A 26,613-nucleotide genomic window follows, 5' to 3' on the forward strand; every position below is an offset into this window, starting at 1 on the left:
GTATGTTGCCCTTCTGGATTGCCCTGCAATTTCTCAGCAGCCTGCCGATTCGCCTGCCGGGCATGCCGCAACCTCAGGAGCTGGGACGTTCGCTGCTGTTTTATCCGCTGGTTGGCCTGTTATTCGGCGTGCTGTTGTGGGCGCTGAATTCGGCGCTGATGGGCGCACCGCTGTTGCTGCACGCCGCGTTGCTGCTGACTGCTTGGGTGCTGCTCAGTGGCGGCCTGCACCTGGACGGCCTGGCGGACAGCGCCGACGCCTGGCTGGGTGGCTTCGGCGATCGCGAGCGTACCCTTGCCATCATGAAAGACCCGCGCAGCGGACCGATTGCCGTGGTCACTCTCGGCCTGGTGTTGCTGCTCAAGTTCACTGCGCTGGTGGCCTTGATTGAACAGCACAATGGCGCGGCGCTGATCCTGGCACCCCTGATCGGCCGGGCGTCGATGCTGGCGTTGTTCCTCACTACGCGTTACGTGCGTGCCGGAGGATTGGGCCAGGCGCTGTCGGATCACTTGCCGCGCATCGTCGGTCAGCAGGTGCTGATCCTGAGTGGCTTGGCGTGCCTCCTGGTTGGAGGTTTCAGTGGCGGGATCGCGGTGTTGCTGGCGGCCCTTTGCTTTGTCGGCCTGCGCCAGCTGATGATCAACCGCCTGGGCGGCACCACCGGCGACACGGCGGGCGCGTTGCTGGAGCTGCTGGAAGTCGCGGTATTGGTCGGCCTGGCGCTGTAACACTTTCTTGCATTTCCTTAATCGCGGGTATATACACGTTCCATGCTTGCCTCCCAATGTTTGTGTACCAACCTGCGACGTGCCGCCCGTGGCGTCAGCAGGCATTACGACGGCGCTCTCGACGGCTTCGGGATCAACGTCGCCCAGTATTCTCTGCTGTGCAACCTGCAGCGCCTTGATCAACCGAGCATTTCCAGCCTGGCGGAAGCCATGGGCCTGGATCGCAGTACGTTGGGGCGCAACCTGCGGGTGCTGGAAGGCGAGGGCCTGGTGCAGTTGGTCGAGGGCGATGACCTGCGCAACCGCCTGGTGCTGTTGACCACAGCCGGTGAGGAGCGACTGGCCGCAGCGTTACCCGCCTGGGAAGCGGCGCAACAGAAATTGATCAATCAACTCGGCGCGGAAAAACGCGAAACCTTGTTGGCCTTGCTGGATGAACTCGCCTGACGGCGAGTTTGTTCGACTACAAGCGGGTATATACCCGCGAACGGAGAATAAGAAATGACCTCGATGTGGCGCACCAGTGGCTGGATTCTTGTAGGAAGTGCGCTGATCCTGGCGTTGTCATTGGGTGTGCGACACGGTTTCGGCCTGTTCCTGGCGCCGATGAGCAGCGAATTTGGCTGGGGCCGTGAGACCTTTGCCTTTGCCATCGCCTTGCAGAACCTGATCTGGGGCCTGGCGCAGCCGTTCACCGGCGCGCTGGCCGACCGCTTCGGCGCGACCAAGGCAGTGTTTGTCGGCGGTGTACTGTACGCCGCGGGCCTGGTGCTGATGGGCATGTCGGATTCGGCGTGGTCGTTGTCGCTGAGTGCCGGCCTGTTGATTGGTATCGGCCTGTCCGGCACCTCGTTCTCGGTGATCCTGGGTGTGGTCGGGCGCGCCGTGGCGCCGGAAAAACGCAGCATGGCCATGGGCATTGCCAGCGCTGCCGGCTCGTTCGGCCAGTTCGCCATGGTGCCAGGCACCCTGGGCCTGATCAGTTGGTTGGGCTGGTCGGCAGCGCTGCTGGCGCTGGGATTGATGGTGGCGTTGATCCTGCCGCTGGTGGCGATGCTCAAGGACCGCCCGCTGCCGGTAGTGGCCGGCCAGCAAACCCTGCGTGAAGCGCTCAAGGAGGCCTGCTCGCACTCGGGTTTCTGGCTGCTGGCCTTCGGCTTTTTCGTCTGCGGTTTCCAGGTGGTATTTATTGGTGTGCACCTGCCGGCCTATCTAGTCGACCAGCACTTGCCGGCCACGGTTGGCACCACGGTGCTGGCACTGATCGGCCTGTTCAATATCTTCGGCACCTACACCGCCGGCTGGCTGGGCGGGCGCATGTCCAAGCCACGCCTGCTGACGGGCCTGTACTTGCTGCGCGCCGTGGTGATCGTGTGGTTCCTGTGGGCACCGGTCACTGAAGTCACGGCTTACCTGTTCGGCATGGCCATGGGCTTTTTGTGGTTGTCCACGGTGCCACTGACCAATGGCACGGTCGCCACGCTCTTTGGGGTGCGCAACCTCTCGATGCTCGGCGGGATCGTATTCCTGTTCCACCAGCTCGGCTCGTTCCTCGGCGGCTGGTTGGGCGGGGTGGTCTATGATCGAACCGGCAACTACGATTTGATCTGGCAGGTGGCAATTCTCTTGAGCCTGCTCGCCGCGGCCCTCAACTGGCCGGTGCGTGAGCGACCAGTGGCGCGCTTGCAGGCGCAGATGGAGGCGGCATGAGTTTCAACGGGTATTGGCTCGTCGGCGCAGGGACGGTGGCACTGCTGTTGCTGCTGGCGTGGTGGGGCTGGCAACGCGGTGGCCTGGCGTTGATGCAACTGGGTATGTCGATCTGTTAAGTTCGTGGTCTGAACTCTTTAAAGGACTTTTCGACATGCAGATGCGCTGGCTTGCAGTTCCCGTGCTGATGGCTGCTTTTGGCGGTGTGGCGATGGCCGCCGATTGCCCACCGTTGCTCGAAGGCCAATTACCCAAGTTGCGCGCCAAGGAATCCATCGACCTGTGCCAGCGCTTTGCCGGCAAGCCCTTGGTGATCGTCAATACCGCAAGTTTCTGTGGGTTTGCCCCGCAATTCAAAGGCCTTGAGGCCTTGTACCAGCGCTACAAGGGTGAAGGGCTGGAGGTCATCGGTGTACCGTCCGATGACTTCAAGCAGGAGGCCAAGACCGGCGAGGAAACCGCCAAGGTCTGCTATGTGAATTACGGCGTGACCTTCACCATGACCGAGCCACAGAAGGTCAAGGGGCCGGACGCGGTGCACTTGTTCAAGGTGCTGGCACAGCAGACCGACGCGCCGCCGAAGTGGAATTTCTACAAATATGTGGTCGATCGCCAAGGCAAGGTGATTGCCAATTTCTCCAGTCTGACCAAGCCGGACAGTCCGGAGCTGATCAAGGCAGTCGAGCAGGCGATCGCCTCTAAACCTTGATCGAAGCCCACTAAAAAGCCCCGCCTCCTTTGCAGGAGAGCGGGGCTTTTTCACACCGGTCTGGATCAGAAGGTGTAGGTCATGCCCAGGCCGAAACCGTTGGCACTGTTTTCATATTTGGCGCGGTAGGAGGCGGTCGACGGCGCGTCGGCCACCTGGTTGACCTTGACGTCTTCTTCCTTCAGGTAGGAGTACGCCAGGTCGATGGTCATGTTATCCAGGACTTTGTAGCCCAGGCCCACACTGAAGATCGTACGGTCGCCAGTCGGGATGCGCGGCGAACGATCGGTGTTGTTGGTAGGCGACTGGTCGAAGGTCAGGCCGGTACGCAGTACCACTTGCTTGGTCAGCTGGTACGAGGTACCCACAGCGTAGGCCCAAGTGTCGTGCCAGTTCTGTTCTTCAGTGATGTTGGTGAGCCCGCCGGCCAGCAGGCCGCCGGAAGCCGAGACGCCTTCGTTGTTCACGGTGATTTCTTTCAGGCGGCTCCAGCGCGTCCAGGTGGCACCACCGTAGACTTTCCAGGCATCGCTCAGGTCTTGAGTGACCGACAGATCGTAGGACTCAGGCGTGTCGATTTTCAGCGAGGCGTCGTAGCGGTTATTGGCCAGGAGGAACTGGGTGTTGCTCGGGCCGCTGACGGTGGTGTGGCCATCAAGCTTGTACTTGACCTTCGAGTGGTAGGTCAGGCCTACCCGCGTGGTGTCGGTGGCTTGCACCAATACGCCGACGTTGAAGCCCAGTGCGGTGTCGTCACCCTTGATCTTTACGTTAGTGTCGCCGGCAGTCGGCAGCGTGGTCCGATCCGACTCCAGCACCCCGGAAATCCGGTTGATGGTCGGGCCAAAACCAATCGACACGCGATCATTGAACGCATAGCTGACAGTTGGCTGGAAGGTCATGACCTTCACTTCGCTCTTGCTGCCGAAGCCGCGGCCCTGGAAGCCGTTTTCATAGTCGGTCACCAGGCCGAACGGTGCATAAACACCGAAGCCGATGGCCCACTGATCGTTGAGTTTGTTGGTGTAGAAACCGAATGGCACCGCAGTAAAAGGAACCATGTCACCTTTGTTGGAACCGCGGGAGTTACCACCGGTATCGCTGATATCAGTGGAGGCATCAATCGCCGCAACACCACCGGTGATTTGCTGGCCATTGAGGCGGGACATACCGGCAGGGTTACCGTAGACAGTGCTTGCATCATCGGCAGAAGAGGAGCGACCTGCGAAACCCGTACCCATCCCGCTGACGCTCTGTTCGTTCAGTGCAAAACCGCTTGCGAACAGTTGGGAGGATGCCATGGCAACGGCGAGGCTAAGTGTGGTCTTGAGCATTACTTTTTTCATTATTAGAACTCCGTGGTGATCACCGCTGCGGAAAGTAACAATAATTTTAAGATCGCGCTATAGGCTGAAATGCAGGAGATAGAGCGGTTTTGTAGGACAATCCGACCAAAATTCGCGATTTTTGGCGAATCTTGCAAAATGCCCGGTCAGCAAACCACGTGATTCATGGGTGAAACACAGGTTTGCCAGGCTTGAGTGAAATCACGCAGCCGCCCTTGTGGATGAAAAATTTCTTTCCAGATACGCGCCATGGCCAAGACGTCACCCGGTTCCGGCAGTGCCGGACGGTGCTGTTCCACCAGTAGCCAGGCGATGGCCGTGGCATAGCGCAGGTTGACCGTCAGCTCAAGCTGGGGCGCGCTGAGGAACGCATGTTGGCTGGCCAGCCCGCGTACCAGGCTGGCGCGTTCCGGGTCCAGCGCCAGGTAGTTGTCCCATAAGGCGCGGTGACGGGGTTCGGTGATGCTGTACAGGCCGTGGCCGCGGCGGTCGTGCAAGGCGGAGCCGAGCTCCGATTGACTGGCGGCGATGCCCAGCAGCAGGGACTCAGCCGTTTGATCGTGTCGGCCCAGGTACATCAACGTCGGCCGGATCACATAACGACACAATTCGCTGGCGGCGATACCCATACAAGCCTCAATCCGTGGAAGTGGGCGACGGGCCTGAGAAAGGTGGGGGCTTGGCAGCTGTGGATCGGATCTCAGGCGCGTCGCAAGCGGATCATGCCGCTTGAGTTGAAGTGTAGTGTCATATTTGTGATGTAAAGGACTGTTTTTAAAACATCTTCGCTATGCAGTTATAACGGTTATATCTATTTGAACTTAGTGCAAAAGCTCAATGGCCGAATTCCAGGCAATAAAAAACCCTGTTTTTCAGACAGGGTTTTTTGTGTTTCAGCGACTCGGGTCGATCAGGCAACCAGTGCCTGACGGGTACGCTCGATCACGGCCTGCAGCGGTTCTGCGCTGGAGTATTGATCGGGGTACAGGCGTTCGCTGTGACGAGCGATGCCGTGTTCGTTGACCAGGGTGAAGCTGAAGCAGCCTTTGCGAGCGGCCATGATCAGGCAGTTCATTGGAGCAAAAGCGTTGGTGAGGGTGCGAATGGCATCCTGAGTGTGGATAGTCGACATATTATTGGTGTTCCTACAAATGACACGGTTAAGAACCGTGCAACGTTAAAACGTTCCAGTGACGTTGATCACCATTGATCGAACGAAGAACCCGACTGGAACAAAGCAGCCAGTTTGAAGCGCTGATAAGTTAGGCGCGCTTGGGCTGGCAGGTAGGTACTTAGGAGGGCAGGCAACACAACAGGGGCAAAGGTTCTGGGCCCGGGGTGAAGATCCTGATCAATTTGCAGGTTGGTTCGGTCAGAGTATTGAGACTTCGCGACACCCTTTGCTTGTTCAAAGGCAGTGTCGTCGCAAGTGATACCTGGAAACCATCGAGGTGGTCGATCCCGTGTTGTTCAGGGGAGTTGTTCGACCAGAATTGACTTTCAGCTTGGTACTAACGCCGCGGATAGTAACGGATTGAAACAGGGAAGGGAAGTGTGCTAGCCAAAAAACTTCAATCAGGCGCCCAGCAGGCCACGGTAGACCAGCACCGTGATCGCCGCCGCCAGCGAGCAACCCAGGGCATAGGCCGCCAATGTCAGGCGCATGGACCGACCGGTCTCGATCACGTTGATCACATCGCCCATGTCATCGATGCGACCTTCACCCAGTTCGATGCACAGGCACACGGCCGTGAAGGCGGCCGACAGCAGAATGGCAATGGCAAACAAGGCGCCGTCCGGCGACGGCAGGGCCGCGTTGATTCCCAGGGAAAGGGCGCAGATCGCCAGTAACAGCAGCGCGAACAGCAGAATGCCTTTCATCGACCCACCCACTGTTGTGCTGTAGGTCGGGCAGTGTGGCGAGCGCACAAAGTTTTGAAAAGTCCCGACCTGGCCTGTCGGTAACATTTTTGGCGGCGGTCGCTTCAAAAAACGCCGGCGATATAACCAATGGGTGGGTACTTGTGCACATTAGTTGCCGCATGTGTAACCGCGCTGTCAACTGCTTCGCTCAGCCGCCATTTGCCTGCAATGGAAATTTAAGTCAATGAAAAATCTGGCTTTTTTTTATTGGTGAAAAAATCGTCAGTTTGACTGCGGCCCCCATTCCATGGGGCTTTGCGCGAGTTAAAGGGGGGTTGTCCACTGAGTTATCCACAGCTTCTGTGGATTGTCCCGAGCGCTTGCTCTAGAACGGGCGTGCAGGGTTTTTTCAGCTTTACCTGTGCGAAAAAAAGAGTAGAGTGGCGCGCCTTCCGTTCTGTCCCACAGTGCTTTATGAAGTTTCGCTCAGTATCACCTTCTGTTACCGATACCCCTCAGACTGTTACCGCACCCAAGCGTTTCTCTATGAAAGTTGCCTTGTGGTTGCTCGACAGTCCACGCCTGGGTCACAACACCAACGTCAAACACTTTGCCGGACGTTTGCTCAAGCAGCCTGCCCGTGAAGGTGTGGTCGCGGCACAGAGCCGCCTGGGCCAATTGATGTGCCGTGAGTGCGGCAACGCCCGCGACCGTCGCATCGGCCACGACCTGTTGCGCCTGGCCGCCCGCGCTGGCGACCGCCGCGCCCAACGCGAACTCGGCCAGGTCGAAGACTGAGCTGTCCTCCAGCCCTGTGCTTGGTTAACCTTGCTCTTTTTCGGTAATGGCAGAAATGGCTATGGTTTTTGACTGGACCAGTATCGCCCTGGGCCTGGCGGGTGCCGCAGTGCCTTTATTGGCGGTGTGCTGGCAGATGCAGCGACGACTGACTGCGCGCATGGCCGGTTGGGAGCTGCTCGAAGAGCGCCTGGCCACTGCGCAACTGGCCCAGGAAGGCCTCGCCGCCCAGCTGGATGCCAGTCGCGACGAGATCAGCGACTTGAGCCAGGCCAACGCCGCCAAGCAGGCCGACCTGGCCGCCGTCCGCCGCGAAGTCGAGCTGCTGCAGATCGACCGCGACAACGCCCGTGACGCGGCCCACGCCTGGAACCTCGACCGCAGCGCCAAGGAAACCGAATTGCGTCGCCTCGATGCGCTGGCGGCGGCCTTGCGCGCCGAACTGCGCGAGCAACAGGACAGCCATCAGCAGCGCCTCGCCGACCTTCAGGGCTCGCGCGACGAGCTGCGTGCGCAGTTTGCCGAGCTGGCCGGCAAGATCTTCGATGAACGCGAGCAGCGCTTTGCCGAAACCAGCCAGGAGCGCCTGGGCCAGTTGCTCGACCCGCTCAAGGAACGCATCCAGTCGTTCGAAAAGCGCGTGGAAGAAAGCTATCAGAACGAGGCGCGCGAGCGCTTTTCCCTGGCCAAGGAGCTTGAGCGCCTGCAGCAATTGAACCTGCGTCTGTCAGACGAAGCCACCAACCTGACCCGCGCACTCAAGGGCCAGAAAACCCAGGGCAACTGGGGCGAACTGATCCTTGAGCGGGTGCTGGAGCACGCCGGCCTGGAGAAGGGCCGCGAGTACCTGACCCAGGTCAGCCTCAAGGGCCCGGATGGCGAGCGTTTCCAGCCTGATGTACTGATCATGTTGCCCGGTGACAAGCAGGTGGTGGTCGATTCCAAGGTCAGCCTGACCGCGTATCAGCAATTCGTCGCCGCCGATGATGAAGTGATCGGCCAGGCAGCGCTGAAGCAGCACGTGCTGTCGCTGCGCAATCATGTCAAAGGCTTGGCCGGCAAGGATTACAAACGCCTGGAGGGCCTGCACAGCCTGGACTTTGTCCTGCTGTTCGTGCCCATCGAAGCGGCATTTTCGGCGGCGCTGCAGGCCGAACCCAACCTGTTCCAGGAAGCTTTCGACCGGCATATCGTCATCGTCAGCCCGACTACCTTGCTCGCCACCCTGCGGGTGATCGACAGCCTGTGGAAGCAGGAACGCCAAAGCCAGAATGCCCGGGAGATCGCCGAGCGTGCGGGGTGGCTGTACGACAAGTTTGTACTGTTTATCCAGGATCTGGATGAAGTGGGCAACCGTCTGCAGCAGTTGGACAAGGCTTACAGTGCTGCGCGGAACAAGCTGACAGATGGACGCGGAAACCTGGTCAGCCGCACCGAGCAATTAAGACTGCTCGGTGCGCGAGCCAGCAAAAGCCTGCCGGCCGATCTGCTGGAGCGGGCGATGACCGACTCCGACGGTGTGGCGCACCTGCCCGAATGATTGCTGGCGATGGCGTCGGTAAAATCGGCGCCACGCTGGAGGCCCGCTTCGCCGGCAAGCCGGCTCCTAGAGGGGACTGAGTCGGGCCGGTTACAGCGGTAGGTGCCGGCTCAGCAGCGCCCGCAGGGCCGCGGGCTTGACCGGCTTGGCCAGGTAGTCCAACCCTGCCGCATGCACCTGGGCGACCATCTCCGGGCGGCCATCGGCGCTGATCACCACGCCGGGAATCGGCTCCGCCAGTTGCGCTCGCAGCCATCCCATCAGTTCGGTGCCGGTTTCGCCATGGTCGAGGTGATAGTCCACCAAGGCCAGTTGCGGGCGCACGCCCTCGGCGAGCAGCGCTGCGCATTGTGCCTGGTCGGTGGCGGTCCACACCTCGCAGCCCCAGCGCGTCAGCAGGCTGCGCATGCCGATCAGGATGCTTTCTTCATTATCCACGCACAGTACCTGCGCGCCGCTCAGCGGCAGGCCGTTTTCCGGCGCAGCCTTGATCTGCGGGCTGGCCTGGTTGCGCGCCAGCGGCACGCGCACACTGAACACGCTGCCCTTGCCTGGCCAGGAGCGCACGCTCAATCGGTGATCGAGCACCCGGCACAGGCCGTCGGCGATCGCCAGACCCAGGCCCAGGCCTTTTTCTGCACGGGTCTGGTGGCTGTCCAGGCGTTTGAATTCTTCGAAGATCACTTTCTGTTTGTCCAGCGGGATGCCGGGCCCTCGGTCCCACACCTCCAGGCACAGTTCGCCCTTGCGACGGCGTACGCCAAGCAGCACCGGGCCGTCGGCATAGCGGAAAGCGTTGGTCAGGAAATTCTGCAAAATTCGCCGCAGCAACTTGATATCACTGTCCACCCGCAATCGGCTGCCACGCAGTCGGAAGCGCAAGCCCTGCTCGTGGGCCAGCGCCTTGAATTCGGCGCCGAGGGTATCGAACAGCTCGTTGAGCACGAACGGCTGGCGTTGTGGATTGATCTTGCCGTTTTCCAGGCGCGAAATATCCAGCAAATCGCTGATCAAGTCTTCGGCGGAGCGCAGCGAACTGTCCAGGTGTTGCACCAGTTGCCGCGCTTCACTCGACAGGCCGTCGTGCTGGTGGGAGAGGGCGGCGGAGAACAGGCGCGCGGCGTTCAACGGCTGCATCAAGTCATGACTGACGGCGGCAAGAAAGCGTGTCTTCGACTGGCTGGCAGACTCGGCCACACCCTTGGCGTCGGTGAGCGCCACATTCAGTTGCGACAGCTCATGGGTACGCTCGGTGACCCGTTGCTCCAGGCCCTCGTTGGCTTCGGTGAGGGCCTGTTCGGCTTCGCGGAACGCAGTAATGTCGGTAAAACTCATGACGAAACCGCCACCGGGCATCGGATTGCCAATCAGCTCGATCACCCGCCCGTTCGGAAACAAGCGTTCGGACGTGTGCGCGCGGCCCTGGCGCATCCAGTGCAGACGGCGCGCCACATGCACCTCGGCCTCGCCTGGGCCACACAAGCCGCGCTCGGCGTTGTAGCGGATGATGTCGGCAATCGGCCGCCCCACGCTGATCAGCCCGTCCGGGTAGTTGAACAGCTCCAGGTAGCGGCGGTTCCAGGCCACCAGCTTGAGGGACTGGTCCACCACGCTGATGCCCTGGGTGATGTTCTCGATGGCGCCCTGCAGCAGGGCCCGGTTGAATTGCAGCACTTCGGAGGCTTCGTCGGCGATCCGTACCACGTCCTCCAGCTGCATTTCGCGCCCTTCGATGGCGGCTTTCACCACCGCACGCGTCGACGATGCACCGAGTACACCGGCCAGCAATCGCTCGGTGTGAGCGATCCAGTCGTTGTCGGCATTCTGGTTGGGGTTGAAGCCTTTTCCCTGCCGATAGGCAAAGCGGATAAAGCTCTGCTGGGCCCGCTCATCCCCGACGAAACGCGCGGCCAAACTGAGCAGGTCGCTGATTTGTACCGAGAGCATCGAACGGGCGCTGGCACGTTGGCTGATTTCCTGGCCAATGAAGCGCCCGGCCTGCCAGTGTTCCGACACGCGCGTGCGCGACAGCATCGACACCCACACAAACAGCGTGAAGTTACCCGCCAGCGAGAACACGGTGCCCAAGGTCAATGACGTCACGGACAAACCCAGCGGGTGCGAATGCATCCACGTCAGCCCAGGGAAAAGGCTGAGGGACCAGCCCAGGCTTTTCGCCGTCACCGGTAGGACCAGGGTGTAGAACCACAGGAAGGTGCCCGCCGCCAATCCGGCAAATACGCCGCGCCGGTTCGCCTGTTTCCAATACAGCGCACCGAGCATCGCCGGCGCCAATTGGGTCACGGCGGCAAAGGCGATCTGGCCGATGGTCGCCAGGCTGGCACTCGAGCCGAGCAAGCGGTAGCTGACATACGCCAGCAGCAGGATGATCACGATGCTGACCCGGCGCACCGACAGCATCCAGTGGCGGAACACTTCGAACGGCCGCTCGGCACTGGAGCGACGCAGCAACCACGGCAGCAGCATGTCGTTGGAGACCATGGTCGACAGCGCGATGCTCGCCACGATCACCATGCCGGTGGCCGCCGACGCACCGCCGATAAACGCCAGTACGGCGAGGGCCGGATGGGCTTCGGCGAGTGGCAGGCTGATGACATAGGAGTCCGGCATCACTGAGCCGGGCAGCATCATTTTGCCGCCGAGGGCGATAGGGATCACAAACAGGGCGGCGAGAATCAGGTAGGCCGGGAACACCCATTTGGCCAGGCGCAGGTCCTGCGGGTCGATATTCTCGACCACGGTGACGTGGAATTGCCGCGGCAAGCAGATGATCGCCATCATCGCCACGCCGGTCTGTACCACCATCGATGGCCAGTTGACGGTTTCTTTCCAGTATTCCTCCAGCCTCGGCGCGAGCATGGCCTGGCTGAACAAGTCGCCGAAACCGTCGTACAGGCCGTAGGTCACGAACGCGCCGACGGCGAGAAACGCGAACAGCTTGACCAGCGATTCAAAGGCAATCGCCAGCACCATGCCACGGTGGTGCTCCGTGGCGTCGAGGTTGCGCGTACCGAAGACGATGGTGAATAGCGCGAGCACCAGCGACACGATCAGTGCCGTGTCCTGGGCGCGGGTGCCCGTGGTGTCGGCACCCGCACCGATCAGCAGGTTGACGCCCAGCACGATGCCTTTGAGTTGCAGGGCGATATAGGGCAGCACGCCAACCAGGCAGATCAGGGCCACCACCACGGCCAGCGATTGGGATTTCCCGTAGCGTGCGGCGATAAAGTCGGCGATCGAGGTAATGTTTTCCTGCTTGCTGATCAGAATCATCTTCTGCAGCACCCAGGGTGCCAACACCAGCAGCAGCACGGGTCCCAGGTAGATCGGTAAAAACGCCCACAACTGTTCGGCGGCCTGGCCTACGGCGCCGAAGAACGTCCAGCTGGTGCAGTAGACCGCCAGCGACAGGCTGTACACCCACGCGCGCATGCGCGGTGGCAGCGGCGCACGGCGGCGGTCACCGTAGAAGGCGATGGCAAACATAATGGCCATATAGGCCAGGGCAACGGCGGCGATCAGCCCGCTGGACAGCGTCATGGTAACTCCGAGCATAAGAACACCCAGGCATTCCAGGCCCGGTTGGACAGTCTCGCATGATGCCTGGGGTTAGTCAGTGTCGACCAAGGTCGTGTGGGCGCTAATGTCGCAGGCAGTGATCAACGTGGCGGCAGGGTTTTCTGGCGCAGGATGTAGATCGTCACCAGCACGGCGCTGGTCAGCATGAAACCACGGGCCCACGGCAGCGGCACCAGGTAGCAGGAGACACCGATGCTCAGCCACATCAAGCCAATGGCGTAGACCTTGCCTTTGAGCGGGATGCCATTGCCGTCGAGGTAGTCCTTGATCCACGGACCCAGGCGCGGGTGTTCCACCAGCCAGTGGTAGAAACGCGGGGAGCTTCGGGCGAAGCAGGCGGCGGCGAGCAGCAGGAAGGGCGTAGTCGGCAGCACCGGCAGGAAGATGCCGATGACGCCCAACGCTACGCTGAGCCAGCCGATGGCCAGCAGCAGGTAGCGCAGGAGCAGCGAGCGATTGCCCATGGGTGTCACGGGCAACTGACTCAGTGGTGACGTGGCTTGAGGATCGCCGGTTTTTCGTCGGGGGCGTTGCACAGCAGGTACAGCGCGGTCAGTGCTTCGGGGATCTGTACGATCATGTCGTCCATCAGGTTGGCGTCGGCGGCGATGTCGGAGAATTCCGGCTGATCGTCGAACAGGCCCGAACCGACCATGATCGGCAGCAGCATTTCGCTGACTTCTTCCTCGGCGGTTTCGAACCAGGCAGCTTCGCGCAGGAACACACCTTCCATGAAACCGATGCACCAGCCGCGCAGGTCGGAGTCATCCGGCTCTTCGCCCAGGTCCAGGTCGCACGGCAACTCGAATTCCTCGTCGGAGGCCAGCTGGCGACCGATATGGGCCTTGAGGGCGAGCAGGGTCGATTCGATTTCTTCGCGCTGGGCCGCGTCGGTGTAGTGCGGCTCTTCGGCGAACAAGGCGTCGATCCACTCACGGTCCGGCACGGCTTCGGAGCAGATGGACAGGGCGGTCAGGTAGCCGTGGGCGGCCACGTAGTCCAGCGCCTCGTCATGCAGCTCATCGGCGTCGAGGAAGGCTTGCAGGCGGGTTAGTTGCTCAGCGAAGGACATTGAAGGGCTACCTTGGGAATAAACGATGCTGAATTCTAGGCTTTCTTGAGCGCCCAGGCCAGCTGCAAGGCATATTTGCCGGGTTTTAGAGACGGGCGTCTATTCGTCAGTCGCGCCCTTTGCCGAGTGTCGCTCGGGTATACTGCCGCGTTTTGTGATGCCCCTGCAGGTTAGGCGCCCGTCCGCGAAAACTTCGCTTACGGATTATTCTCCGTGAAAACGTATTTTTTCGGCCAGCCTGTACAGAGGGATTTCGGCACTATTTGGAGTTTTACATGCTCGAGCAGGCTCAACGCGTCCTCAAGGACATCTTCGGCTACGACAGTTTTCGTGGCCGCCAGGGTGCGATCATTGAGCGCGTGGCCAGTGGCGGTGACGCGCTGGTCCTGATGCCTACCGGCGGCGGCAAATCGTTGTGCTTCCAGGTACCGGCGCTGTTGCGCAACGGCCTGGCCGTGGTGGTGTCGCCGCTGATCGCGTTGATGGACGACCAGGTGGCGACCCTCGAAGAACTTGGCGTCGCCGCCGCCTCCCTGAACTCCACCCTCAGCGCCGAGCAGCAGCGCGACCTGGCCGCCCGCATCAAGCGCGGTGAAGTCAAGATGCTCTACCTGGCCCCCGAGCGCCTGGTGCAGCCGCGCATGCTGGCGTTTTTGCAGAGCCTGGAAATCGCGCTGTTTGCCATCGATGAAGCCCACTGCGTGTCGCAATGGGGGCATGATTTCCGTCGCGAGTATCTGCAGCTGGGCCAATTGGCGGAGCTGTTCCCTGACGTGCCGCGCATCGCCCTGACCGCCACCGCCGACAAGCGCACCCGCGAAGAGATCGTCGAGCGCCTGCATTTGCAGAATGCCGAGCGCTTCCTCTCGAGCTTCGACCGCCCGAACATCTTCTACCGCATCGTACCCAAGGAGCAGCCGCGCAAGCAGTTGCTGGCGTTCCTCTCCGAGCGGCGCAGCGATGCGGGCATCGTGTACTGCCTGTCGCGCAAGAAGGTCGATGAGGTCGCCGCGTTCCTCTGCGAACAAGGTTACCCGGCGCTGCCCTATCACGCCGGCCTGCCGAATGATTTGCGTGCCTACCACCAGAAGCGCTTCCTCAACGAGGAAGGCCTGATCATGGTGGCGACCATCGCGTTCGGCATGGGCATCGATAAATCCAACGTGCGCTTCGTGGCGCACATGGATCTGCCCAAGTCCCTCGAGGCGTATTACCAGGAAACCGGACGTGCCGGCCGTGATGGCCTGCCGGCGGATGCCTGGATGGTCTATGGCCTGCAAGATGTGGTGATGCTCAAGCAGATGCTGCAGAACTCCGAAGGCGATGAGCGCCACAAGCGCCTGGAGCAGCACAAGCTCGACGCCATGCTCTCGCTGTGTGAAGAAACCCGCTGCCGTCGCCAGACGCTGCTGGCATACTTCGACGAGGATATGCCCGAGCCGTGCGGCCACTGCGACAACTGCGTCGACGGCGTGCAGACCTGGGACGCCACCGAGCCTGCGCGCCAGGCGTTGTCGGCGATCTACCGCACCGGCCAACGCTACGGCGTCGGTCACCTGGTGGATGTGCTGCTGGGCAAGGACAACGAAAAGGTGCGCAGCTTCGGCCACGAGAAACTGTCGGTCTACGGCGTCGGCAAGGCCCGCGCCGAGGGCGAGTGGCGCTCGCTGTTCCGGCAGATGGTCGCGCGCGGCCTGGTGGATATCGACCTGGAAGGCTATGGCGGGCTGCGCCTCAACGACAGTTGCCGGCCATTGCTCAAGGGCGAAGTGAGCCTGGAGCTGCGACGCGATCTCAAGCCGCAGACCACCGCCAAGAGCAGCACCAGCCAGGCCAGCCAACTGGTGCGCGGCGAAGAGCGCGAGCAGTGGGAAGCCTTGCGCACCCTGCGGCGCAAACTGGCGCAGGAACACAGTGTGCCGCCGTACGTTATTTTCCCCGACTCGACCCTGCTGGAAATGCTGCGCGAGCAGCCCACCACGATGGCCGAAATGGCGCGGGTCAGCGGTGTCGGCGCGCGCAAGCTGGAGCGTTACGGCCAGGCCTTCCTCGAAGTGCTCGGCGGCCAGGCCGAAGCCCCCAAGGAAGTTGCCGATATTCGCCACGAACTGATCAGCCTGGCGCGCGCCGGGATGACTCCGATCCAGATCGCCGGCCAGCTGCAGTGCTCGGAAAAAAATGTGTACACCTTGCTGGCCGAGTCCATCGGCAAGCAACAGTTGTCGCTGGAGCAGGCGCTGGATTTGCCGGAGGATCTGCTTGGTGAAATCCAGGATGCCTTCCTCGACGGAGAAGGCGAATTGCCACCGGTTGCCGAGATCGCGCCGCTGTTTACCGGGCGTGTTCCGGAGGGCGTTTTGTACTGCGTACGCGCCGCGTTGCAGTCTGAATTCGAAATTTAGTGCGTTGATTATGACAATGTAACGAATCAGTACATAGCAACTCTTGCCTACTGGCATGGCTCATGCTTAGCTGACTAATAATTAGCCACACTTTATTTTCAGTCTAAACCATGAGTTTTTTATGCCGTTAACCGATCAACACCGTTTTGGCATGCAACTGGCGCAAATGTCCCGAGGTTGGCGCGCCGAGTTGGACCGCCGTTTGGCGGGGCTGGGCCTGTCCCAGGCGCGCTGGCTGGTGCTGCTGCACCTGGCCCGTTTCCAGGACGCGCCGACGCAACGCGAGCTGGCGCAAAGCGTCGGCGTCGAAGGGCCGACACTCGCACGCTTGCTCGACAGCCTGGAAGGCCAGGGTTTGGTGCAACGCCAAGCCGTCGTGGAAGATCGTCGTGCCAAACGCATTTTGCTGTGTGACACCGCCCGCCCCCTGATCGAACAGATCGAGACCATCGCCACCGCCCTGCGCCATGAGTTGTTTGTGGGTGTGGACGAAGCTGACTTGAGCGTGTGCATGCGCGTGCATGGGCACATCCTGGCAAACCTGGAAAAGTCCTGACCTCCAGAAACGACAGCCCCCCGTAGGAACCGGCTTGCCGGCGATGAGGCCCTGGAGCCATGCGGTGAATATCCGCTGCCATCGCCGGCAAGCCGGGCGCCTCTGAAGTGCGTGTCAGAACGTCTGCCCCAGGTTCAGGTACACCGCTTTCTGATTGTCATCGTTGAACCCGTAGCTGAAATTCAGCGGCCCCAACGGTGTGTCAAAGCCGAGGAAAATACTCGCCGCGTTGATATAGCCACTGTCGAACTCATTGTCGTTGTTCCACGCCCGGCCGCGTTCCAGCGACGCCCCCAGGTACAGCGGGAAATCCAGCGGCAGGTACGAGCGTGGCGTCAACCTGCGGTAGTACACGGCACGCATCAGGCTGATGTTCTGTCCCGAGATCGCATCCTGGCGAAAGCCCGATAGCTGCCGTGCACCGCCGAGCAGGAAGCTGGAAATCACCACGTCCGAATCATCCAGGGTGCGCCCGTAGCGACCGCCCAGCACCAGCGTGTCCGGGCCGTGGCTCATGGCCTTGTCCAGCTTGAATTCCCATTGGCGATAGCGCTGGTCCGAGCCCAGCCCCGGTTCGAATTCGCGGTAGGCCAGGCCGATGTCTTCGCCGGTATGGGGGAAGTACACGTTGTCCAGGGAATCGAAGGAGTACTTCAGTTCATAGAAGCCTTCGCTGAAGCTTACGCTGGGCAAGCTGCGATCGCCGATGCGCACATCGGCCTTGCCCCAGGCTTCGCCGACGCCGAAGCGGATCTCGCCGCTGTTGCCGATCTGGCGCCCCACGTTCAGGCCGAAGCCGTAGCGTTCCAGGCGGTATTCGGAGATCGGGTCGTTGTCCAGGATCAGTTCGACATTCTGTGCCTGGGCACTCAGGTAGGGGGCGACGAAGTAGCGCGACCCGGTGTCCATCGGCTGGTAGAACTCGCTGTACAGCTCCTGGCGATCACCGATCTGCACGCGCGTCAGCCATTCGGCGCCGAGACGGTTGATGCCATTCATGCGGTAGCTGGCGCCGAGGTTGAAGGCGCTGTCGCCGCGCATGTCGTCCGACAGGTTCAGGCCCAGGCGCAGGTAGTCGGTGCCGCTGCGCTTGCCGCGTGCGCTGATCACCAGGGTGTTGTCCTGGCCTTTCTTGACCACGCGGTATTGCACCTGCTCGAAGTAATCCAGGCCGTACAGGGTGCCCATGTCGGTTTGCAGGCGGCCCAGGTTCAGCGGCTCGCCCAGCGGTTGGCGGATGTAGTAGCGGATCACGTCGTCGCTGACTTTCGAGTCGTTCTCCACGTTGATCGCGGTGATGACCGGGGTGCGCTCGCCCGGCGTGCGCGCGGCCACCAGCTGCGGGTCGATCGGCTCGGCCGGGCGCAGGTGCGCCAGGCGCACATCGAGGGCACGGGTGGCGCGGTAGCCGGCGTCGATCATGTCCTTGGCCCGGCCGAAGTCGGTCACGCCATAGGCGGCCAGCGGCGGCTGGATCAGCACATCCTTGGGGTGCAGGGCCTTGAGTTGTTCTTCGGAGTTGCGTCGGGTCATCAGGGTGATGGACTGGTTGAGCACGTCCACCACCGTGGCCAGTTGCTTGCGCGAGCGCAGCGGGGTGCCGATGTCCACGACGATGGCGATGTCCACGCCCATTTCCCGTGCCACGTCCAGCGGGATGTTGTCAGTCATGCCGCCGTCCACCAGCAGCCGGCCGTCCAGTTCCACCGGGGCGAACACCGCCGGGATCGACATGCTGGCGCGGATCACCTGGGGCAGATGGCCTTTGCTGAACACCACCTTTTCACCGGTGGTGATGTCGGTGGCCACGGCGCGAAAGGGGATCGGCAGCTTGTCGAAATTACGCGTATTGCTGCTGTGGGCGAACATGCTTTCCAGCAGCAGCGCCAGGTTCTGGCCCTGGATCACCCCGAGGGGCAGGCCGAGGCTGCCGTCATCGCGAAAGCTCAGTTTCTGCTTGACCAGGAAATCACGGTCATCCTGCTTGCGCCGGAACGGCACGTCTTCACGCGGTGGCGCGTCGGACAGGGCCTGCTGCCAGTCGATGCCGAGCGCGAGTTTTTCCAGCTCGTCGATCTTGTAGCCCGATGCATACAGGCCGCCGATGACGGCACCCATGCTGGTGCCGGCAATCGCATCGATATGGATGCCTTGTTCTTCCAGTGCCTTGAGCACGCCGATGTGGGCGAGGCCACGGGCGGCGCCGCCGGACAGCACCAGGCCGATTTTCGGGCGTGGCGTTTCGAGGGCGTCGGCGAGAAGAGGGAGCAGGCACAGGAACAGGCAGGACAACAGGCGGCGCATCATGAATCTCGAGGCTGGGCGATAAAGGCCGGTATTATAGCCACCCGATCCGCCGAGCCCGTTACGTCAGGAGCCTCTCAAATTATGTCCGCTGATAAACCCGAGATTGTCATCACCTACTGCACCCAGTCCAGTGGCTGCTGCGCGCCGCATGGCTGGCGCAGGAACTGTTGAGTACGTTTGCCGATGACTTGGGCAAAGTTTCGCTGGAACCGGCCACGGGCGGAGCGTTTCGCATCACCTGCGAGGGCGTGCAGATCTGGGAGCGCAAGTCGGACGGGGGCTTCCCCGAGGCCAAGGTGCTCAAGCAGCGCGTGCGCGACCAGATCGACCCACAGCGCGACCTCGGGCACAACGAGCGCAAGCCCTGACAGTCACCGCCACTGCAGGGCGGTGACTGGTGCCGGCAACTATTTGGCGGCCATTTTGCTCTTGATGAAGCCTACGACCCAGGTCAGCACCAGGCCGCCGATACCGCCACCGAGGATATTGCCGCCGACTGCCGCGACATCCAGCGCTTCGCCGCTGCTGGTGCCGGTCAGTGCCGCGACTATCTGGCCCAGTACCAGTCCGCCCACGCCGCCGATCAGTGTATTGAGCCCGGTGCCCAGGCCCTCTTTGGTCATGCCGGCGATGTTGCCGCCGATGGCGCCGCTGATGATCTGCACCAGCAAGCTGATGAACATTTCCATGATGAAACCCCTGCATAGCGTTAATCGAGTGACCTCTCGCTTGCAGCAACTTCAAGCATCAGGGCTGTCGTCGAGGAGTCTTTATCCGTTGAACGACGACAAACTGTTGCGGATGACCAGAGTATAGATCAGGCACTCGCTGCGGGCTGTTTGGCCTGGCTGGCGCTGCCCATCAACCCGGACAGCACGATGGCGACGATGATCAGCGCGCCGCCCATCAGCATGCGCAGTGTCGGGGTTTCGGCGAACAGCAGCCAGGCCACGGTGATGCCGTACACCGGTTCCATGGCAAATACCACGGAGGCGGTGCGCGCCTTGATCACTGCGAGGCTGGCGACGAACAGGCTATGGGCCAGGCCGGTGCAGAACACGCCGAGCAGGCCGATCCACAGCCAGTCCAGCGCGCGAACCTCGGCCAACCCCGGCGCCGCCACGGGCAGCAGGCAGGCCGCGACTACCAGGTTCTGGCACAGCGCCGCCTGCACCGCCGGAATCCGCCCGGAGCTGGCGCGATTGTTCAGCGACAGCAACGAGAACAGCAACCCCGAGACGATCCCCCAGAGCAGGCCGCCGGTGGCTTCGCTGGCGAGATTGAAATCCGGTGTCACCAGCACCAGGCCGACGGTGACCAGCGCCACCAGCAGCACTTCATTGGCGCGAATGCGCTCGCGGAAGATCAGCCCCTCGAGGATCACGGTAAACGCCGGGAACGCGGTGAACCCAAGGGTTGCCACCGCCACGCCAGCCACCTTCACCGCGATGAAAAACGTCACCCAATGCGCGGCCAGCAGCACGCCGCTGATCACCAGCCGGCGCCAGTCGCGCAACGCCAGGCGCTTCCAGGTGGTGTTGCTGGCAAAGCGCGCAAACACTGCCAACGCCAGCACCGCAAACGCGGCACGGCCGAACACGATGATGGCGGGTGAAGCGGCCGCCAGTTTGCCGAATACGCCGGTGAGGCCAAACATCAATGCGCCTATATGCAGGGCGCTGAGGGCTGAGCGGGGAGTCATTGCGATCCTTGAAACCAACGGGAGTGACAGGTTCGCAGTCTAGAGGGTTGCGGGCGAGGGTGTCTGTCGTGGGGCTCGCGATTTATAGCGCAGGACTCTCGCCCACGCGCAAGGCGGTGGGGGAAGCGCCAAATTCACGCAGCATCGCCGCCGCGAAGGCACTCTGCGACGCATAGCCGACGCGCGCGGCTATCTCGCCGATCGCCAGTGGCGTCTCGCGCAGCAGGCCCAGGGCCTTGTGCAGGCGGCGGCTGCGGATGTAGTCCATCGGCGTCTGCCCACACTCGGCGACGAATCGCGCGTGCAGGCGCGCCACCGACAGCTCGGCGATACGGGCCAGATCGGCGACTTGCAGCGGGTGCGCCACGTGTCGCTCGATATGCGCATTGAACGCCGCATACGGCAGGCGCCGGCCCGGCAGCGGTGGCGCAAGGGAATGATTGAGGCTGGCCAGCAGCAATACCGCGCCTTGCTGGACGATCAGCGGATCGTCCACCGGGCTGTGCGCCAGCCATTGCACCAGTTGATGTTGCCGCGAGTCGAGGGCCAGGCGCGCGGGCTGGTCGAGCAGGCGGCGGCTGGCGTCCGCATGCTCGCCCAGGGATTGCAGCAGCCAATGTTCGGTGGGCACATCCAGCACCAGGCACCGGCTGCCATCACGACTGCCGCACGCGTGGTGGGCGGAGAAGGGCAGCACCATCACGCTGCTTTCGCGCACCTGGCTGCCACGGCCATCCACTTCCAGGTCCAGGTGCCCGGACAGGCCGAACACCAACTGCGCGTGGTCATGGCTGTGGGCGAGCGGTGCTTCGAGGTAGTGGCGCAGCGTGAGGGCGGCTCTCATCGCGGTCTCCAGGGTTGCAGCGTGCCAGTCTACAACGCTTTGCGGCGCGCCGGCGCTGTCATCAGAGTGACGCACGACTGTCATGGGCTATTAATCGCCAGGGCGCAAGCTCGCGAAAACACCGTCGAGGGATGCCCATGACCAGTGCCGAGTTCGCCAAGCCCAGCCGCAAGCAACGGGTTCGTACCCTGTGGATTTCTGATGTGCACCTGGGCACTCGGGATTGCCAGGCCGAACATTTGTCGCAGTTCCTCAAGGGGTATCACGCCGACAAGGTGTACCTGGTCGGCGATATCATCGATGGTTGGAAAATGCGCGGTGGCATGTATTGGCCGCAGGCCCATACCAACGTGATCCGCCGCCTGTTGACCATGGCCAAGCGCGGTACCGAAGTGATCTACGTCACCGGCAACCATGACGAATTCCTGCGCCGCTATTCCAAGCTGATCCTGGGCAACATCCAACTGGTGGACGAGGCCGTGCATGTCACCGCCGATGGTCGTCATTTGCTGGTGATCCACGGCGACCAGTTCGATGTGATCACTCGGTATCACCGCTGGCTGGCGTTCCTCGGCGACTCGGCCTACGAGTTCACCCTCACCCTGAACCGCTGGCTCAATCACTGGCGTGCGCGTTATGGCTATGGCTACTGGTCGTTGTCGGCGTACCTCAAGCACAAGGTCAAGACCGCGGTGAGTTTCATCAGCGATTTCGAAGAAGCCATCGCCCATGAAGTGACCAAGCGCGAGCTGCACGGCGTGGTGTGTGGGCATATCCACCATGCGGAGATTCGCAAGGTGGGCGAGGTGGACTACCTCAATTGCGGGGATTGGGTGGAGTCGTGCACGGCGTTGATCGAGCACTGGGATGGGAGTATCGAGTTGTATCGGTTGGCGGATGCGCAGGCGAAAGAGGCGCAGCTCAAGGCTGAAATGGTTGCGGGCTAAGGGCCCGACACCTTCCACCTGTGGGCGCTGGCGTGCCGGCGATAGCGGTGTTCAGTCAGCTTGTTCAGTGACTGATACACCGCCATCGCAGGCACGCCAGCTCCTACAGTTTGAGTCGGTCTCGTCAGTTGCAGACGTCGGCGATGGCTTCGGCCAGCAGCGTCAAGCGCGTGGCATCGATGCCCGCGACGTTAGCCCGGCCCGAACTCACCATGTACACGCTGTGTTTCTCGCGCAGCTGTTTCACCTGCTCTGCACTCAGGCCGGTATAGGAAAACATCCCGCGCTGTGTGCCGATGTGCGCGAACCGCGCCGACAGGCCATGGGGCGCCAATGCTTCCACCAGCCCGGAACGCAGGTGTGCAATGCGTGAACGCATGGCTTCGACCTCGTCGCTCCAGCGTTTTTTCAGCTCGGCATCCCCCAGGATCGTCGCGACCACCGCCGCGCCATGATCCGGCGGCGTCGACCAGAGGTTGCGTGCGATATTCGCCAGTTGGCTGCGCACATCCGTCAGCTTCTCGGCATCCGCCGCGCACACGATCAACGCGCCGACGCGGTCGCTGTACAGGCCGAAGTTCTTCGAGCAGGAGCTGGTGACCAGGACTTCCGGCAACTCGGCCGCAAACAGGCGCACCGCCCAGGCATCCTGCTCCAGGCCGTCGCCGAAGCCCTGGTAGGCGAAGTCGATCAGCGGCAGCAGCTGGCGCTCGCGTACGATCTGCAGGACCTGGCGCCAGTCATCCTGGGACAGGTCGAAACCCGTCGGGTTGTGGCAGCAGGCGTGCAGCAGCACCACGTCGCCCTTGGGAATGGTGGCGAGGGTCGCCAGCATCGCCGCCACATCCAGGCGGTTGTCGGTGCCCACGTAAGGGTAATGACTGACCTTGAGGCCGGCCTTGGCGAAGATGGTTTCGTGGATCGGCCAGGTCGGGTTGCTCAGCCACACGCCGCGGCCGGGCAGGCTGTGGGCGATGAAGTCGGCACTCAGGCGCAGGGCACCGGTGCCGCCCGGCGTCTGGGTCGCACCGGCGCGGCGGGCGTGGATCAGGGCCGAATCGGCGCCGAGTACCAGGGCGCTGATCAGCGTGCCGAAGGCCGCGTTGCCATGGCCGCCGATGTAGGTCTTGGTGGTCTGGGTGTCGACCAGGCGCTGCTCGGCGAGCTTCACCGAGTGCGGAATCGGCGTCAGGCCCTGGTCGTCCTTGTACACGCCCACGCCGAGGTCGAATTTGTTCGGGTTGGGGTCCTGGGCGTACAGGTCCATCAGCCCGAGGATCGGGTCGCCGGGCACACGGCCAATGGCATCGAAGTGCATTACTTGCGGCCCTCGGCGTCCTTGGCCACTTCGTCGGTGCGCGCGGCCATGATGAAGTCATTGCGGTGCAGGCCCTTGATGGAGTGGCTCCACCAGGTCACGGTGACCTTGCCCCATTCGGTCAGCAGGCCTGGGTGATGGCCTTCGGCTTCGGAGATTTCACCCATGGCGTTGGTGAAGGCCAGGGCAAACTTGAAGTTCTTGAACAGGAAGACCTTCTCCAGTTGCATCACGCCGTCGCGCACTTCGATGTTCCAGTCGGGAATCTGCTTGAGCAGCACCGGCAGTTCTTCATCGCTGACTTGTGGAGCGTCGGCGCGGCAGGCTTCGCAATGGGCTTGGTTCAAGGTGGTCATGGGGGTGTCCTGAATTCGAATGTATGAAGGTCAGTAGCGTTACCCTAAAGCAACGCGCGGCCAGGGAACAGACTCACCTGGCCTCAAGATGTAAGGTTCAAGCAGCCTTGGGCTTTGGCGGGAATTTCGGTGCATGCAGACCCAGCTGCATCCCGCGTTCGACCATGCCCATGATGTCTTCCTGCGCCACGTCGAACAGGCGCTTCAGGTCCGGCAGCACGAAGTACAACGGCTGCAGGATGTCGATGCGGTACGGCGTGCGCATCGCTTCCAGTGGGTCGAAGGCTTGGTGCTCGGGCTCGGACGACAGGCTGTACACCGTCTCCTTGGGCGACGACAAAATACCGCCACCGTAGATGCGCAGGCCGGCGGGCGTATCCACCAGGCCGAACTCGATGGTCATCCAGTACAGGCGCGCCAGGTACACGCGCTGCTCTTTGGTGGCCGCCAGGCCGAGCTTGCCGTAGGTGTGGGTGAATTCGGCGAACCAGGGGTTGGTCAGCAACGGGCAGTGACCAAAGATCTCGTGGAAAATATCCGGCTCTTGCAGGTAGTCCAGCTCTTCGCGGGTACGAATAAAGGTCGCCACCGGGAACTGCTTGTTGGCGAGCAATTCGAAAAAGGTCTGGAAGGGGATCAGTGCGGGGACCCGGGCGACTTGCCAGCCTGTGGTCTCGGCCAGCACTTTATTGATCTCGCCCAATTGCGGAATGCGGTCCAGTGGCAGGCCGAGCTTGTGGATGCCGTCCAGGTATTCCTGGCAGGCGCGGCCTTCGATCACTTTCAACTGGCGCGTGATCAGGGTGTTCCACACCGCGTGTTCTTCCGGCGGGTAGTGGATAAAACCTTGCGCATCGGGCTCGCGGGCCACGTATTGCGTCTGCTTCATACGGCTCTCCTGCTAGGCATTCGTTCTTGTTATGTCCTGCGATGCCTCTATTGATACCGAGGCGCGGCGCCGATGCCATCCACTCGCGGCAGCGATCTGTAGGAAAACTTACCGAATTATGTAAAGTATTCGTTACGCTTGTGGGCCGGTGGCGTCGGCGGGCTGTAAAAAGGCCGGTGACTGTCACATAATCTTGACGACTATCTGCGCCCAGCGGCAAAAACACGCGGCGCTTCCCCACTCTTCGGGCCTTTTCATGCGTATCAAAGTGCACTGCCAGAACCGCATCGGCATCCTGCGGGACATCCTCAACCTGCTGGTGGAATACGGCGTCAACGTCGCCAAGGGCGAGGTCGGCGGCGAGCATGGCAACGCCATCTACCTGTATTGCCCGAACCTGGTGAACATGCAGTTCCAGGCGTTGCGCCCGCAGTTCGAGGCGATTGCCGGGGTGTTTGGCGTCAAGCGGGTCGGGCTGATGCCCAGCGAGCGGCGGCATATGGAGCTCAATGCCTTGCTCGGCGCCCTGGAGTTTCCGGTGCTGTCGATCGACATGGGCGGTTCCATCGTCGCCGCCAACCGTGCGGCGGCGCAGTTGCTCGGGGTGCGGGTGGATGAGGTGCCGGGGATTCCGCTGTCGCGCTACGCCGAAGACTTCGACTTGCCCGAGTTGGTGCGCGCGAGCAAATCGCGGATCAATGGCCTGCGGGTCAAGGTCAAGGGTGACGTGTTCCTGGCGGATATCGCGCCGCTGCAATCTTCCGAGCACGATGACAGCGAGGCCATGGCCGGGGCCGTGCTGACCCTGCACCGCGCCGACCGCGTGGGCGAGCGTATCTACAATGTGCGCAAGCAAGAGCTGCGCGGCTTCGACAGTATTTTCCAAAGCTCCAAGGTCATGGCCGCGGTGGTGCGTGAAGCCCGGCGTATGGCGCCGCTGGATGCGCCTCTATTAATAGAAGGCGAAACCGGCACCGGCAAAGAGCTGCTGGCGCGTGCCTGTCACCTGGCCAGTCCGCGCGGGCAGTCGCCGCTGATGGCGCTCAATTGCGCCGGTCTGCCGGAGTCCATGGCCGAAACCGAACTGTTCGGCTACGGTCCCGGTGCGTTTGAAGGTGCGCGGGCCGAGGGCAAGCTCGGGCTGCTGGAGTTGACGGCGGGCGGTACATTGTTTCTCGATGGTGTCGGTGAAATGAGCGCGCGGTTGCAGGTGAAATTGCTGCGTTTTCTGCAGGACGGTTGCTTTCGCCGGGTCGGCAGTGATGAAGAGGTGTACCTGGATGTGCGCGTGATCTGCGCCACCCAGGTGGATTTGTCCGAACTGTGTGCCCGGGGCGAATTCCGCCAGGACCTGTATCACCGCCTCAATGTGCTGTCCCTGCATATCCCGCCGCTGCGCGAATGCCTGGATGGCCTGGCGCCGCTGGTCGAGCACTTTCTCGATCAGGCCAGCCGCCAGATTGGCTGCCCGCTGCCCAAGCTGGCGCCTGCCGCGATGGATCGCCTGAGCCACTACCACTGGCCGGGCAACGTGCGGCAGCTGGAAAACGTGCTGTTCCAGGCGGTGTCGTTGTGCGAGGGCGGCACGGTCAAGGCTGAGCATATTCGCTTGCCGGATTACGGCGTGCGTCAGCCGCTTGGCGATTTCTCCCTGGAGGGCGGCCTGGAAGAGATCGTTGGACGCTTTGAGAAGGCAGTACTGGAAAGCCTGTATGCCGAGCATTCCAGCAGCCGGCAACTGGGCAAGCGCCTGGGGGTGTCCCACACCACCATCGCCAATAAGTTACGCGATTACGAAATTCTCAAGACCGACAAGTAACTACCTGACACAACTGGGTCAAAATGTGGGAGCGGGCTTGCTCGCGAATGCGGTGGATCAGTCACCTTATGTGCTGGCTGACACAGCGCCTTCGCGAGCAAGCC

The 26,613-nt window shown here is 61.9% G+C and carries 25 protein-coding genes and 1 pseudogene; 12 read left to right on the top strand and 14 right to left on the bottom strand.

The features are described from left to right. The first annotated feature begins 2 nt into the window (after positions 1-2). The 5 genes from QMX97_RS12075 (at position 3) to QMX97_RS12095 (ending at position 3,150) form a co-directional block, all read left to right on the top strand. Complete coding sequence (locus tag QMX97_RS12075) at positions 3-731, top strand: adenosylcobinamide-GDP ribazoletransferase (protein ID WP_282397012.1); 729 nt, start codon at positions 3-5, stop codon at positions 729-731. 42 nt (positions 732-773) lie between these two features. Beyond that, positions 774-1,178: a MarR family winged helix-turn-helix transcriptional regulator gene (locus QMX97_RS12080; RefSeq protein WP_065909733.1), complete on the top strand. Its 405-nt coding sequence runs from the start codon at positions 774-776 to the stop codon at positions 1,176-1,178. 63 nt (positions 1,179-1,241) lie between these two features. Beyond that, on the top strand, positions 1,242-2,441 hold the full coding sequence (locus QMX97_RS12085) for an MFS transporter (RefSeq protein ID WP_162946160.1): 1,200 nt from the start codon (positions 1,242-1,244) through the stop codon (positions 2,439-2,441). Then, a complete protein-coding gene (locus QMX97_RS12090) occupies positions 2,438-2,560 on the top strand; it encodes a hypothetical protein (protein ID WP_256595067.1) in 123 nt (40 codons plus the stop codon). The genes QMX97_RS12085 and QMX97_RS12090 overlap by 4 nt, the downstream gene beginning before the upstream one ends. Before the next feature lie 35 nt (positions 2,561-2,595). Continuing rightward, positions 2,596-3,150 (top strand): redoxin domain-containing protein, encoded by a 555-nt coding sequence (locus tag QMX97_RS12095; RefSeq protein WP_065909737.1) that lies wholly within the window; start codon positions 2,596-2,598, stop codon positions 3,148-3,150. Between the two features lie 65 nt (positions 3,151-3,215). Here QMX97_RS12095 and QMX97_RS12100 read toward each other — a convergent pair whose 3' ends face one another. From QMX97_RS12100 to QMX97_RS12115, 4 genes are all read right to left on the bottom strand, one after another. Further along, complete coding sequence (locus tag QMX97_RS12100; protein WP_201145667.1) at positions 3,216-4,496, bottom strand: outer membrane protein transport protein; 1,281 nt, start codon at positions 4,494-4,496, stop codon at positions 3,216-3,218. A 146-nt stretch (positions 4,497-4,642) separates the two neighbouring features. Beyond that, positions 4,643-5,125 carry a hypothetical protein gene (locus QMX97_RS12105; protein WP_065909741.1) on the bottom strand — a complete coding sequence of 161 codons (483 nt, stop codon included), beginning with the start codon at positions 5,123-5,125 and terminating at the stop codon, positions 4,643-4,645. Positions 5,126-5,406: 281 nt separating this feature from the next. After that, a complete protein-coding gene (locus tag QMX97_RS12110; protein ID WP_024076751.1) occupies positions 5,407-5,628 on the bottom strand; it encodes a hypothetical protein in 222 nt (73 codons plus the stop codon). Positions 5,629-6,071: 443 nt separating this feature from the next. Beyond that, complete coding sequence (locus QMX97_RS12115) at positions 6,072-6,377, bottom strand: hypothetical protein (protein WP_282397008.1); 306 nt, start codon at positions 6,375-6,377, stop codon at positions 6,072-6,074. 456 nt (positions 6,378-6,833) lie between these two features. Here QMX97_RS12115 and QMX97_RS12120 point away from each other — a divergent pair, with 456 nt between their 5' ends. Together QMX97_RS12120 and rmuC are read left to right on the top strand one after the other, a co-directional pair. Next, a complete protein-coding gene (locus QMX97_RS12120; protein ID WP_065909744.1) occupies positions 6,834-7,157 on the top strand; it encodes a hypothetical protein in 324 nt (107 codons plus the stop codon). Between the two features lie 175 nt (positions 7,158-7,332). Continuing rightward, on the top strand, positions 7,333-8,697 hold the full coding sequence (gene rmuC / locus QMX97_RS12125) for a DNA recombination protein RmuC (RefSeq protein WP_282397013.1): 1,365 nt from the start codon (positions 7,333-7,335) through the stop codon (positions 8,695-8,697). A gap of 90 nt (positions 8,698-8,787) precedes the next feature. Here the strand turns inward: rmuC and QMX97_RS12130 are convergent, their stop codons facing one another. The 3 genes from QMX97_RS12130 to QMX97_RS12140 all read right to left on the bottom strand — a co-directional run bounded on the left by QMX97_RS12130 (position 8,788) and on the right by QMX97_RS12140 (position 13,369). After that, on the bottom strand, positions 8,788-12,258 hold the full coding sequence (locus QMX97_RS12130; RefSeq protein ID WP_213553269.1) for a PAS domain-containing hybrid sensor histidine kinase/response regulator: 3,471 nt from the start codon (positions 12,256-12,258) through the stop codon (positions 8,788-8,790). A 119-nt stretch (positions 12,259-12,377) separates the two neighbouring features. Then, positions 12,378-12,761, bottom strand: coding sequence for a YbaN family protein (locus tag QMX97_RS12135; RefSeq protein WP_065909749.1), 384 nt, complete (start codon positions 12,759-12,761; stop codon positions 12,378-12,380). A 20-nt stretch (positions 12,762-12,781) separates the two neighbouring features. Then, positions 12,782-13,369 carry a YecA family protein gene (locus QMX97_RS12140; RefSeq protein ID WP_065909751.1) on the bottom strand — a complete coding sequence of 196 codons (588 nt, stop codon included), beginning with the start codon at positions 13,367-13,369 and terminating at the stop codon, positions 12,782-12,784. A gap of 275 nt (positions 13,370-13,644) precedes the next feature. On the opposite strand from QMX97_RS12140, the gene recQ reads away from it, so the two are divergent. Next, complete coding sequence (gene recQ / locus QMX97_RS12145; protein WP_065909753.1) at positions 13,645-15,771, top strand: DNA helicase RecQ; 2,127 nt, start codon at positions 13,645-13,647, stop codon at positions 15,769-15,771. Positions 15,772-15,892: 121 nt separating this feature from the next. Next, positions 15,893-16,327 (top strand): MarR family transcriptional regulator, encoded by a 435-nt coding sequence (locus QMX97_RS12150; RefSeq protein WP_065909756.1) that lies wholly within the window; start codon positions 15,893-15,895, stop codon positions 16,325-16,327. A 114-nt stretch (positions 16,328-16,441) separates the two neighbouring features. Here the strand turns inward: QMX97_RS12150 and QMX97_RS12155 are convergent, their stop codons facing one another. Continuing rightward, on the bottom strand, positions 16,442-18,631 hold the full coding sequence (locus QMX97_RS12155; RefSeq protein WP_106803026.1) for a patatin-like phospholipase family protein: 2,190 nt from the start codon (positions 18,629-18,631) through the stop codon (positions 16,442-16,444). An 84-nt stretch (positions 18,632-18,715) separates the two neighbouring features. Between QMX97_RS12155 and QMX97_RS12160 the strand changes: the two are divergent. Further along, positions 18,716-19,002 (top strand): annotated as a pseudogene (locus QMX97_RS12160) (SelT/SelW/SelH family protein). A gap of 39 nt (positions 19,003-19,041) precedes the next feature. On the opposite strand, the gene QMX97_RS12165 reads toward QMX97_RS12160, so the two are convergent. The 3 genes from QMX97_RS12165 to QMX97_RS12175 form a co-directional block, all read right to left on the bottom strand. Continuing rightward, positions 19,042-19,323 carry a hypothetical protein gene (locus QMX97_RS12165; RefSeq protein ID WP_106803027.1) on the bottom strand — a complete coding sequence of 94 codons (282 nt, stop codon included), beginning with the start codon at positions 19,321-19,323 and terminating at the stop codon, positions 19,042-19,044. 128 nt (positions 19,324-19,451) lie between these two features. Further along, positions 19,452-20,336, bottom strand: coding sequence for a DMT family transporter (locus QMX97_RS12170; RefSeq protein WP_282397009.1), 885 nt, complete (start codon positions 20,334-20,336; stop codon positions 19,452-19,454). Between the two features lie 82 nt (positions 20,337-20,418). Next, entirely contained in the window at positions 20,419-21,180 is a 762-nt protein-coding gene (locus QMX97_RS12175) for a helix-turn-helix domain-containing protein (RefSeq protein WP_065909766.1), read from the bottom strand. A gap of 137 nt (positions 21,181-21,317) precedes the next feature. Between QMX97_RS12175 and QMX97_RS12180 the strand changes: the two genes are divergently transcribed. After that, a complete protein-coding gene (locus tag QMX97_RS12180; protein WP_106803028.1) occupies positions 21,318-22,127 on the top strand; it encodes a UDP-2,3-diacylglucosamine diphosphatase in 810 nt (269 codons plus the stop codon). A 124-nt stretch (positions 22,128-22,251) separates the two neighbouring features. Here QMX97_RS12180 and QMX97_RS12185 read toward each other — a convergent pair whose 3' ends face one another. The 3 genes from QMX97_RS12185 to phhA form a co-directional block, all read right to left on the bottom strand. Further along, positions 22,252-23,445: an amino acid aminotransferase gene (locus tag QMX97_RS12185; protein ID WP_282397010.1), complete on the bottom strand. Its 1,194-nt coding sequence runs from the start codon at positions 23,443-23,445 to the stop codon at positions 22,252-22,254. Then, positions 23,445-23,801, bottom strand: coding sequence for a 4a-hydroxytetrahydrobiopterin dehydratase (locus QMX97_RS12190; RefSeq protein WP_010208721.1), 357 nt, complete (start codon positions 23,799-23,801; stop codon positions 23,445-23,447). The genes QMX97_RS12185 and QMX97_RS12190 overlap by 1 nt, the downstream gene beginning before the upstream one ends. Before the next feature lie 97 nt (positions 23,802-23,898). Then, positions 23,899-24,690 (bottom strand): phenylalanine 4-monooxygenase, encoded by a 792-nt coding sequence (gene phhA / locus QMX97_RS12195; RefSeq protein WP_282397011.1) that lies wholly within the window; start codon positions 24,688-24,690, stop codon positions 23,899-23,901. Between the two features lie 256 nt (positions 24,691-24,946). Between phhA and QMX97_RS12200 the strand changes: the two genes are divergently transcribed. Beyond that, positions 24,947-26,509 (top strand): sigma-54-dependent transcriptional regulator, encoded by a 1,563-nt coding sequence (locus QMX97_RS12200; protein ID WP_065909774.1) that lies wholly within the window; start codon positions 24,947-24,949, stop codon positions 26,507-26,509. The last annotated feature ends 104 nt before the right edge of the window (positions 26,510-26,613 follow it).

This window comes from Pseudomonas sp. PS01298, from assembly GCF_029959745.1.
GTDB classification, from domain to species: domain Bacteria; phylum Pseudomonadota; class Gammaproteobacteria; order Pseudomonadales; family Pseudomonadaceae; genus Aquipseudomonas; species Aquipseudomonas aylmerensis.